This window comes from Testudinibacter sp. P17/SS/0325, assembly GCF_053570765.1.
This window is the reverse complement of record NZ_CM131635.1, coordinates 2170236-2181517: the sequence shown is the minus strand read 5'-3', so window position 1 is coordinate 2181517 and position 11282 is coordinate 2170236. Positions and strand designations below refer to the sequence as shown.

At 47.2% G+C, this 11282-nt stretch carries 9 protein-coding genes; 3 read left to right on the top strand and 6 right to left on the bottom strand.

The window, feature by feature from the left end:
* Positions 1-65: 65 nt before the first annotated feature.
* Together ispA and xseB are read right to left on the bottom strand one after the other, a co-directional pair.
* Positions 66-959: a (2E,6E)-farnesyl diphosphate synthase gene (ispA, locus tag ACWA50_RS10420; RefSeq protein ID WP_431052274.1), complete on the bottom strand. Its 894-nt coding sequence runs from the start codon at positions 957-959 to the stop codon at positions 66-68.
* A gap of 6 nt (positions 960-965) precedes the next feature.
* Complete coding sequence (gene xseB / locus ACWA50_RS10415; protein ID WP_431052272.1) at positions 966-1202, bottom strand: exodeoxyribonuclease VII small subunit; 237 nt, start codon at positions 1200-1202, stop codon at positions 966-968.
* 133 nt (positions 1203-1335) lie between these two features.
* On the opposite strand from xseB, the gene thiI reads away from it, so the two are divergent.
* Positions 1336-2781, top strand: coding sequence for a tRNA uracil 4-sulfurtransferase ThiI (thiI, locus tag ACWA50_RS10410; RefSeq protein WP_431052270.1), 1446 nt, complete (start codon positions 1336-1338; stop codon positions 2779-2781).
* A gap of 52 nt (positions 2782-2833) precedes the next feature.
* On the opposite strand, the gene msrA is transcribed toward thiI, so the two are convergent.
* The gene (gene msrA, locus ACWA50_RS10405; protein ID WP_431052268.1) at positions 2834-3355 is read right to left on the bottom strand and encodes a peptide-methionine (S)-S-oxide reductase MsrA; all 522 of its coding nucleotides are present in this window, start codon (positions 3353-3355) and stop codon (positions 2834-2836) included.
* A 223-nt stretch (positions 3356-3578) separates the two neighbouring features.
* On the opposite strand from msrA, the gene topA reads away from it, so the two are divergent.
* Positions 3579-6185: a type I DNA topoisomerase gene (topA, locus tag ACWA50_RS10400; protein WP_431052266.1), complete on the top strand. Its 2607-nt coding sequence runs from the start codon at positions 3579-3581 to the stop codon at positions 6183-6185.
* 257 nt (positions 6186-6442) lie between these two features.
* Positions 6443-6670, top strand: coding sequence for a cold shock domain-containing protein CspD (gene cspD, locus ACWA50_RS10395; RefSeq protein WP_431052264.1), 228 nt, complete (start codon positions 6443-6445; stop codon positions 6668-6670).
* 64 nt (positions 6671-6734) lie between these two features.
* On the opposite strand, the gene tdeA is transcribed toward cspD, so the two are convergent.
* Genes tdeA through ACWA50_RS10380 form a run of 3 tightly spaced genes read right to left on the bottom strand, consistent with a single transcriptional unit; the run spans position 6735 to position 11251 of the window.
* Complete coding sequence (gene tdeA / locus ACWA50_RS10390) at positions 6735-8114, bottom strand: toxin/drug exporter TdeA (RefSeq protein WP_431052263.1); 1380 nt, start codon at positions 8112-8114, stop codon at positions 6735-6737.
* An 8-nt stretch (positions 8115-8122) separates the two neighbouring features.
* Positions 8123-10057 carry a MacB family efflux pump subunit gene (locus ACWA50_RS10385; protein WP_431052261.1) on the bottom strand — a complete coding sequence of 645 codons (1935 nt, stop codon included), beginning with the start codon at positions 10055-10057 and terminating at the stop codon, positions 8123-8125.
* Positions 10058-10072: 15 nt separating this feature from the next.
* On the bottom strand, positions 10073-11251 hold the full coding sequence (locus ACWA50_RS10380; RefSeq protein WP_431052259.1) for an efflux RND transporter periplasmic adaptor subunit: 1179 nt from the start codon (positions 11249-11251) through the stop codon (positions 10073-10075).
* Positions 11252-11282 lie beyond the last annotated feature (31 nt).

Below are 11282 nucleotides of genomic sequence, written 5' to 3'. Positions count from 1 at the left end.
ATTTTTCTAATGAAAAATGCTACTCCCTCCGCGAGCGAAGGGAGAGAAATTTGTCTGTGTAACCACTAATTTTGTCGTTGCACAATATAATCCGCTAATTTCATTAACGGTTCGGTATCAAAATCCAAATCCTGTAATTCCGCTTTGGCGGAGGCGATCAGTTGCGCCGCTTTTTGTTGTGCGCCGTCCAAACCGAGTAATTTCGGATAAGTGCTTTTATCCAATGCCAAATCCGAACCGGCATTTTTGCCTAAGGTGGCGCTGTCGGCGGTGATGTCCAAAATATCGTCCTGCACCTGAAATGCCAAACCAATCGCCTGCGCGTAACGCACTAAGCGTCGGCGCAATTCAACATCATCAAAGTGCGACGAGCAGAGCAAGCCCATTTCGACCGCCGCAATAATCAGCGCGCCGGTTTTATTGCGGTGAATGCGCTGTAAAAAATCGAGGCTGACCGCACTTTGCTCGGCGAGCAAATCCAAACTTTGCCCTAAACACATTCCTTGGGCGCCGGAAGCCAATGCCAGGGTTTTCACCAACGCCACTTTTTGTTGTGCGCTGATGTCCGGCACGTCGCTGAGACACTCAAAGGCGAACGCCTGTAACGCGTCACCGGCTAAAATCGCCGTGGCTTCGTCAAATTCGATATGACAGGTTTTCTGCCCGCGGCGCAAGGTGTCGTCGTCCATTGCCGGCAAGTCATCGTGGATCAGCGAATAACTGTGAATCGCTTCCACCGCACTTGCGGCATAATCCAAACTGTGAAAATCCGCTTGCAACATTCTGCCGACCGCATACACCAAAAACGGGCGCAGGCGTTTGCCGCCCAGTAAAATGCCGTAGCGCATGGCGTCGGACAATTGCGCCGGTGCGCTGTCAAACGGTTGCAACTGCCGCTGTAAAAATGCATTAATCCGCGTGCGCAGTTCGACTAAATCATCATTAAAGCTGTAGTTCATGGCTAGTTATTCATCATAGTCGGCTAAAGGCGCAACCGCACTTTTTTCTAATAAAATCTGTACGCGCTGTTCGGCTTTTTGCAAACGCTGCTGTCCTTGCTGTGCCAGCTTGATACCTTTTTCAAATTCGCTCAATGCCTCTTCCAGCGGCAAATCGCCCGACTCCAAACGTGAGACAATGCTTTCCAGTTGCGAAAGTGTTGATTCAAAATCCGTTTTTTTAGCGTTAGTGGTTTTTTCCATGCTGAACTCTCGTTGCGGCTGACGTATAAACGGCATATTGTACTTCAGATTCAAATTGTTGTCGGTGTTTTTTTATGAATTTCGTGTACAATGTCGCTAATTTTTTCTTGATGATTGATTTAAAGTTGTTGTTATGAAATTTATTATTAAACTTTTCCCCGAAATCATGATTAAAAGCGATTCGGTGCGTAAGCGTTTTATTAAAATCCTGACCGGCAATATCCGTAATATTCTTGCCAAACACGATGAAAGCGTGGCGGTGGTGCGCCATTGGGATTACATTGAAGTGCGCAGCAAAGATCAGCGCCAACGCCAGCTGATTTTGGATTATCTGCAACGCACCCCCGGCATTCACCATATTTTGGAAGTGGAAGACACCCCGTTCGACTCGCTGCACGATATTTTTGAACAAACTCTGCAAGCCACGCGCGCTGACTTGGAAAACCGCACTTTTTGCGTGCGCGTGCGCCGCAAAGGCAAGCACGATTTCAGCTCGCTTGATGTGGAACGTTATGTCGGCGGCGGTTTAAATCAACAGATTGAATCGGCAAAAGTCAAACTGAGCAAACCGGACGTGACGGTGCGGATCGATATTGAAGATGACCGGATGATGTTGATTAAACAGCGCCATGCCGGTCTTGGCGGCTATCCGATCGGCACGCAGGAAGACGTGCTGTCGCTGATTTCCGGCGGCTTTGATTCGGGCGTGTCCAGTTATATGCTGATCCGCCGTGGTTCGCGCGTGCATTATTGTTTCTTCAATCTGGGCGGCGCGGCGCATGAAATCGGCGTGAAACAGATGGCGTATCACATTTGGCAACGTTACAGTGCCTCGCATAAAGTGCGGTTTGTGGCGATCAACTTCGAACCGGTGGTGGCGGAAATTTTGGAAAAAGTCGATAACGGACAGATGGGCGTGGTGTTGAAACGCATGATGGTGCGTGCCGCGTCGCAAGTGGCGGAGCGTTTCGGTATTCAGGCGATTGTGACCGGCGAAGCGTTGGGGCAGGTTTCCAGCCAAACCTTAACCAATCTGCGTTTGATTGATGAAGCGGCGCAGGCGTTGGTGTTGCGCCCGCTGATTACCCACGACAAAGAACAAATTATCGAACTGGCAAAACAGATCGGCACCGACGATATCGCCAAATCGATGCCGGAATTTTGCGGCGTGATTTCCAAAAATCCGACCGTCAAAGCGATTAAATCCAAGATCGAAAAAGAAGAAGCCAATTTTGATTTTGCGATCCTCGAAAGTGCGGTCAGCAATGCGCAATATTTGGATATCCGCCAAATCGGGCAGCAAACCGAGCAGGAAGTGCAAATCGAAACGGTTTCACTGATTGCGGAAAACGAAGTGGTGATCGATGTGCGTAGTAATGAGGAAGCGGAAGATAAGCCGTTGCAAATCGCAGGGCAGACCGTACGCCATATTCCGTTTTACAAACTTTCTACCGCTTTTGCCGAGTTGGATTCTTCCAAAACCTACTTGCTTTATTGCGAACGCGGCGTGATGAGCAAACTGCAAGCGTTGTATTTGCAACAGCAGGGCTATAGCAATGTTAAGGTGTTGCGGTATTGATAGTTATCTTAAAGTTGCTATCGGCGAAATAGCGAGAGTGATATATCAAAAGTTACTTCCACCACTTCGCAAATTTCACTTTGGCTTTTAAATATTTCGGGGCAACCACCATGCTGCAATAACCGGTATTCGGATTTTGTTTGAAATAGCCCTGATGATAATCTTCCGCCGAATAAAACGTTGTGACAGGGCTGATTTTCGTCACAATTGGTGCGGCAAAGTGCGGTTGCAATTCGCTAAGCTTGTTTTTTGCAAGCTGTTTTTGCCGTTCATCAAGATAAAAAATCTCACTGCGATATTGCGTGCCGATGTCATTGCCTTGCCGGTTGAGTTCGGTCGGGTTGTGGATTGAGAAGAAAATATCCAACAAAGTCTGATAGCTGATGATGTCAGAATCAAAGGTTATTTTGACTGCCTCGGCATGTCCTGTGACACCGTCACAAACCTGTGCGTAAGTCGGATTGGCGAGCTGCCCGCCGATATAACCCGAAACCGCACTTTGCACTCCTTTAATCTGACTGTATACCGCTTCGATACACCAAAAGCAGCCGCCTGCTAAAATTGCCGTTTGCATAAATTCTTCCTTAGTATATGGCTTATCCGTTTAGCGCTTATTGTGAGTGAAAGTGCGGTCAAGCACAAGTCGGACGGGCAGAAAGCGTGTGTGAATTAGGCGGTTTGTGTCATCAACTATTGTAATCCTTGGCAAACCTTGTTATTGTCAGCGCATTTTATGGTCTTTAGTATGTATTTTAAAAGGCAACTGAAAAAAATTTCAGACAACTGATAGGAAAAAGATGAGTAAATCATTAGTTATTGTGGAATCCCCGGCGAAAGCAAAAACAATTAATAAATATCTGGGGAAAGATTATGTGGTGAAATCCAGCGTCGGGCATATCCGTGATTTGCCGACTGCCGGTTCATCGACCGGTGAGAAACGCAAAGCGGTTTCAACCAAAGGCATGAGCGTGGAAGAGAAAGCCACATTGAAAGCCGCCCGTGATCAGGAGGCGTTGGTGAAACGCATGGGGATTGATCCTTATCATGGTTGGAAGGCGAATTATCAAATTCTGCCGGGCAAAGAAAAAGTGGTTGCCGAGCTGAAATCGCTGGCGAAAAATGCAGAACATATCTATCTCGCAACCGACTTGGATAGAGAGGGAGAGGCGATTGCCTGGCATTTGCGCGAAGTGATCGGCGGCGATGATAATCGTTATAGCCGCGTAGTGTTTAATGAAATCACTAAGAATGCGATTAAAAATGCGTTTGAAAAACCGGAACAGTTAAACTTAGATCGGGTCAATGCACAGCAAACCCGCCGCTTTTTAGACCGCGTGGTCGGCTTTATGGTGTCGCCGTTGTTATGGAAAAAAGTGGCGCGCGGTTTATCCGCCGGGCGGGTGCAGTCGGTGGCGGTGAAATTGTTGGTGGAGCGCGAGCGTGAAATCAAATCTTTTGATCCGCAAGAGTTTTGGCAAGTGGCGGTGGATACCACCACCTTGCAAAATCAGGCAATTCGCTTAGATGTGGCGCAGTTCCAAGGCAAAAAATTTGAGCCGGTCAACCAACAGCAAGCGGATACCGCAGTTGCGGCATTGCAGCAAGCAACTTACGTGGTCAGCGCTCTGGAAACCAAACCGACCCGTTCACGCGCCAAAGCCCCGTTTATCACCTCGACCCTGCAACAAGCCGCCAGCACGCGCTTAGGCTTCGGGGTGAAGAAAACCATGATGATGGCGCAACGTTTGTATGAAGCCGGGTATATCACCTATATGCGTACCGATTCGACCAATCTCAGCCAAGATGCGCTAACCATGGCGCGCAGCTATATTGAGAAAAACTTCGGTAAACAATATCTGCCGGAAAAGCCGAATTTTTATTCCAGCAAAGAAAACGCTCAAGAGGCGCATGAGGCGATTCGTCCTTCCGATGTGGCGGTGAAAGACAACGATTTAAACGGCATGGATAAAGATGCGGTACGTTTGTACGATTTGATTTGGCGGCAATTTTTGGCTTGCCAAATGCCGGCGGCGCAATATGATTCCACAACTTTAACGGTGCAAGCCGGAGAGTATGAACTGCGCACCAAAGGGCGGATCTTACGCTTTGACGGCTGGACCAAAGTGTTACCGATTTTAGGCAAAACGGCTGAAGATCAAGTGTTGCCGCAAGTGGCAGTCAATGAAACGCTGAATTTGCAACATATCGATCCGCAACAGCATTTTACCAAGCCGCCGGCACGCTTCACTGAGGCGGCGTTGGTGCGTGAATTGGAAAAGCGCGGTATCGGGCGGCCTTCAACTTATGCGGCGATCATTTCTACCATTCAGGAGCGCGGTTATGTGCGGGTGGAAAACCGTCGCTTCTATGCGGAAAAAATGGGCGAAATCGTCACTGATCGTTTAAACCAATCGTTTAGCGAATTGATGAATTATGATTTCACCGCCAACATGGAAGACCAGCTCGATCAGATCGCCAACGGCAATGCCAACTGGAAAACCGAGCTAAACCAATTCTTTGCGGATTTTTCAGAGAAACTATCCAAGGCCGAATTGGACGAATTGGAAGGGGGCATGACCCCAAATAGTTTGGTAGAGACCGAGATCAAATGTCCGACCTGTGGGCGTAATATGGCGATTCGTACCGCCAGCACCGGGGTATTTTTAGGTTGTAGCGGTTATGCCTTGCCGCCGAAAGAACGCTGTAAAACCACGATTAACTTGATTCCGGAAGCGGAATTATTGAATGTGTTGGATGACGATTCGGAAACCGACGCCTTGCGCAAACGCAAACGCTGTCCAAAGTGCCATACTGCGATGGACAGTTATTTGATTGACGGTCAACGCAAGCTGCATATTTGCGGTAATAACCCGAATTGCGACGGCTACCTGATTGAAGAAGGCGCATTTAAAATCAAGGGTTACGACGGTCCGGTGGTCGAGTGCGACAAGTGCGGTGCGGACATGCACCTTAAATTGGGGCGCTTTGGTAAATATATGGGCTGCACCAATTGTAGCAATACCCGCAAGATTTTGAAAAACGGTGAGGTTGCCCCGCCGAAAGAGGATCCGGTGGCTTTCCCTGAATTACCGTGTGAAAAATCGGACGCGTATTTTGTGCTGCGTGACGGCGCAAGCGGGGTGTTTATGTCGGCGCATAACTTCCCGAAATCGCGTGAAACCCGTGCGCCGTATGTGGAGGAATTGGTACGCTTTAAAGATCGCCTGCCGGAAAAATTCCACTATCTGACCGAAGCACCGACGGTTGATGACGCAGGCAATAAAACGATTGTGCGTTTTAGCCGTAAGGAAAAACGCCAATACATTACCTCGGAGAAAGACGGTAAAGCCACCAAATGGATCGCTGATTACCTCAACGGCAAGTGGATCACTCGTCAGAAATAGCCGCCTGCTATCTAAACAAGTGAAAAGTCAAGTAAAATATCAGTAAAATGCAAAAAAAGAGAGGTTTGCCTCTCTTTTTTCATATCTTCAGCCAAGTGAATGATAATATTGCATTAATTTTGTGATCTGGTACATACTTTTTAGGTTTGATGGTTGCATATTAATCACATTTATTTAAGTATAACAACAGGTTGACCGAGATAACACGTACGGTCAGCCGTCGAGAGAGCCGGGTCAAGACAAAATGAGGTTGCAATATGCAAATTGGAACAGTCAAATGGTTTAACAATGCAAAAGGATTTGGGTTTATCGCTGAGGACGGTGGGGTGGAAGATATTTTTGTTCATTACTCAGTGATTGAAATGGATGGCTATCGCTCGTTGAAAGCCGGTCAAAAGGTTCGGTTTGAGGCGATTCATGGTGACAAGGGTTCCCATGCCACCAAAATTATCCCGGTACCACTAGAGCAAAATCCAACTCTTTGATATATAGGTAATAAAAAACGGATCGTCAAATCAACATCCGTTTTTTGTTATTATTTTATCCCGTTTAACGCTGATATTTTCCCGCCATGCTTTGATAAATAGCGTTTTCATAGCGCAGCAAATCATATTTTGCCTGCAAGATATTGAGCTCGGAATGCTGTTCCGTTGCCAGCGCTGTCAACCAATCTTTCATCCCGGCAATCCCGGCGTTATATTGTAAACGGTAGGTATTGCTGATATTACGATCATAACGGTATTTCTGATTCAGATTTTGGTAGCTTTTTTGCGCCAATTGATATGCTTTATAATTGCTGTCAATTTCGTTCAGCGCGGTGGTAATGCCTTGCTGGAAATTCAATTTCGCCGTTTCATAACCTGCTTCCGACAACTTCACGTTCCATTTCACCCGGTTCCAGTCTAAGAACGGCAGATTGATACCGATTGTACCGGCGCTCAACGGCACATCAAACATATTACCCACGCTGTTGCCGCCGGTAGTTAAGCTGGCGCCTAAGGTAATGCTCGGATACCAGCTTTTTTCCATGGCATTTAAATCTTTAAACGCAGAGGTTAAGCGGTATTGATAAGCTTTCAAGTCCGGGCGATTGGCAATGGTGGAGAGCGGAATATTCAAATTCACCGGTTGTAACTTCAGGTTTTTTAAATTGACCGCACTTAGCCCTAACTTCTGCTGTGGTTGCAGGTTTAGCAAATTACGCAGGGTACTTTCTACCGTTTGTAACTGTGATTGGTAACTGATTAGTTGGTTTTCTGCCGATAGCACCGCTTGGCGGCTTTGATCGGCATCCAACTGCAAGGTCATGCCTTGGTTTACTTGGTTTTGCGTCAAGGTCGCGATTTGCTGGTAGGTTTTGATGTTACTTTGCACAATTTGAATCGCTTGTTTTAAGTATGCGATGTGATAGTAGCTGTCGATGACTTGGTTAATTAGCGTCAATTTCGCCGCTTCCAGATCCAATTCTGTCGCTTTATGCGCCCATTCTGCCGCATTGGCGCTGTCGGCAAGCTTACGCCACAGATCAACGGTATAATTCAACGCGAGTGAACTGCCGTAAGTGCGGCTGGAAATACCGCTTTCGGTATTTTTTTGCACCCGACCGGATACCGAACCATTGAATGCCGGCACTAAATCCGCGCCCAACAAGTTGGCATTGTATAATGCGCGATTCACATTTACCGCCGCTTTTGCCAAGTTCAAATTATTGGCAAGTGCGGTATCAATCAAACGGTTAAGTTGGGAATCTTGATATTGGGTCCACCAATTCGGATCAATGCGGTATTGTTCGCTTAATTGCCGGTATTGCTCGAATTGCTGCATTTCCTGCTGATAGCCGGTTTGCTGCGGATTGCTGACACAAGCGGTGAGAAAGCCACTCACCAGTAAAGCGGCGGCGGAACGACGAAATAATATAGTAGAAATCATATTGACTTTTATTCTCTTGAAAGTGCGGTAATCGGGTTCAATTGTGACGCATTTTTAGCCGGAAGAAAACCAAAAATTAAACCGATTAGCGTGGAGCAGATCACGGCGGCGATAATCGAATCCGCAGAAAACAACATGGTAAAGTCTTGCATCATGCTGTTAAATAACAGTCCGAGCAGATAGGATAGCACGACACCGACCAAACCGCCGATCACGCAAATCAGCGTGGCTTCAATCAAAAATTGTTGCAAAATATTGGATTGCCGCGCACCAATCGCCATTCGGACGCCGATTTCCTTGGTGCGTTCGGTCACGGAAACCAACATGATATTCATCACGCCGATTCCGCCGACAATCAGCGAAATCAGTGCGATTGAAGAAATCAACAGCTTCATGGTGTTGGTGGTGCTTTCAATCGTCTGTTTGATCATATCGGTATTCAGCACGAAAAAATCTTTTTTACCGTGGCGTATCGTCAGTAATTGGGTCAAATTTTTCTCGGCGATTTGGGTATTCACATCATCTTTCACTTTCACTGTGATTGAATCAATGGTTTTTTCACCGGAAATTTTATACATTGCGGTGGTATAAGGCAGCCAGATCGTCAATGAGCTGCTTGGCATGCCCATATTGTTGTTGCTGGCGGCGACACCGATAATTTTTAACGGTTTCTTGTCAATCATAATAATTTGCCCCAACGGTGATTTGTCTGCGAACAGCTCTTTTTGCGTGTTTTCGTCAATTACCGCCACCTGCGCATTATCTGCGACATCTTGCGCAGTAAACACCTTGCCTTGCTTTAAGGTTAAGCCTTTGACGTTAAAAAATTGATCGCCCACGCCGCGTGCTTGTGCGGTGAACGCTTGGCTGCCGTAAGTCAATGTGCCGCTCAATACACTGTTCGGCGTCGAACTCGCAATATAGTGCTGTTTGGCAAGAATATCGGCATCTTGGATTGTCAGATTTTTGGTACGATTTGCGCGCCGATCACCAAAACCGGTACCGTTATAAATATCCATGGTGTTTGTGCCGAGCGAATTGATGTTCGACAAGATTTTTTGTTGCGAACCGTTACCGATCGCCACCACGCACACCACCGAGGTAATGCCGATAATAATCCCAAGCATGGTGAGCAACGAACGCATTTTATGTGCCAAAATCGCACTGACCGACATTTTAAACGATTCCACCAGCTGATCTTTAAATTGTGCAAAACGGTTTTTTTGAATTTTAACCGAGGTGTCTTTGTCAATGATTTGATCCGAGCGGCGACTGTCATCGATAATACGCCCGTCTTTCAGTTCGATAATCCGATTGGCGTAGTGGGCAATATCTTTATCATGGGTGACTAAAATGATGGTGTGCCCCTCACGGTGCAGATTCTGCAAAATTCGCATTACCATTAACCCGCTCTTGGAGTCGAGCGCGCCGGTCGGTTCATCGGCTAAAATAATCTCGCCGCCGTTCATTAATGCGCGTGCGATACTGACCCGTTGCTGCTGCCCGCCGGAAAGTTGATTGGGTTTATTAGTCAGCTTATCGCCTAAATCGAGTTTTTTCAGCAATTCTTCCGCTTGCGCCAAACGTTGTTGTTGCGGCACGCCGGCATACACCGCCGGTAACGCCACATTTTCGACCGCACTTAGCGCAGACAGCAAATTATAACGCTGGAAAATAAAACCGAATTTTTTCTGACGCAAATCGGACAGTTGATCGCGCGACAGCGGCGAGGTGTCCACGCCGTTGATTTTATATACACCGTCACTGGCGGTATCCAGACAGCCGAGGATATTCATCAGGGTCGATTTGCCCGAACCCGATGTCCCCATGATCGCAATAAAATCGCCTTTTTTAATCGTCAGATCGATCGCTTTTAAGATATGAACCCGGTTCTCGCCTTCGCCGAAATATTTGTTCAGTTTGCTGACTTCGATAATATTCATGCTTGCCTCGCCCGATTAAAAGCGCATGCGCATTTGTCCGCCGTTACCGACGGCTTCGCCTTGCCGCATTTCAGCGGAAATCACCTTGTCGCCCTCTTCCAGACCGGATAATACTTCGGTGTTTATCTCATCACGGATACCGATTTTAATCGTGCGGGTTTCCGCTTTGTTATCGGCGGTCAATACCCGCACTTGATACTGTTCGCCGACTTTTTGAATCGTCATGGTCGGAATGGTCAGCACATTTTCGACATCGGCAATCGTAATCGTATTTTGCGTGGTCATGCCGATTCGCAGCGCTTCGTCAGGGTTGTCGATCAAGATATTGGCATAAAAATAAACCGCACTGCTGTTACTGGACGATTCGTTGTAATCGTTATCGGTCAAGGTGGTAAGCGCCGGATCAATCGAGGCGATTGCCGATTGATAGACTTTGTTGGGTTCCGCCAGCGTGGTAAACCGCACTTTCATGCCGGTTTTGACTTTGCTGATGTCGCCCTCGGAAATTTCGGCTTTGATCAGCATTTTCGTTAAATCGGCAATTTGCATAATGGTCGGCGCGGTTTGATTGGCGTTGACGGTTTGCCCTTCGGATACCGGAATGGAAATAATCGTGCCGTCAATCGGCGCCAGAATTTTGGTATAACCTAAATTGGTTTTGGCGGTTGTTACTGCAATTTCCGCTTGTTTAATCGACGATTCCAGTTGGGCAATCGTCGAGTGTGCATTGGCAAGATTCACCCGAGCCGATTCGAGACTGTCTTGGGTGGCGGATTTCTGTTTATATAGCCGATTAATGCGATCATAAGCGGATTGTACGGCGGCTAAATTGGCTTGCGCCGCGGTCAATTGCGCTTGGTAGGAAGCTAATTGCGAAAGTGCGGTATTGAGCGAATTTTCTTGGTTTTTCGCATCAATTTCTGCCAGTAATTCGCCTTTTTTTACCTTTTGCCCTAGATTGACATGAATTTTGAGCAACTGACCTGAGACCTGTGCCCCGATTTCCACTCGGTTATGGCTGCGCACCGTGCCGGTGGCGATGACGCTGTCGGATAGGGAAGCGCGGTTGACGTTTTCCGTCATATAGGTCACTTTATTTTCACTGTGACTGCTTTGCCAATATTGGTAACCGCCGAAAAGTGCGGTTAACACCACTACCGCAAGGACAACGGTGTTGATTTTGTTTGCTTTCATAGGGATATCACGTTGCTTGGGTTAAAATTGT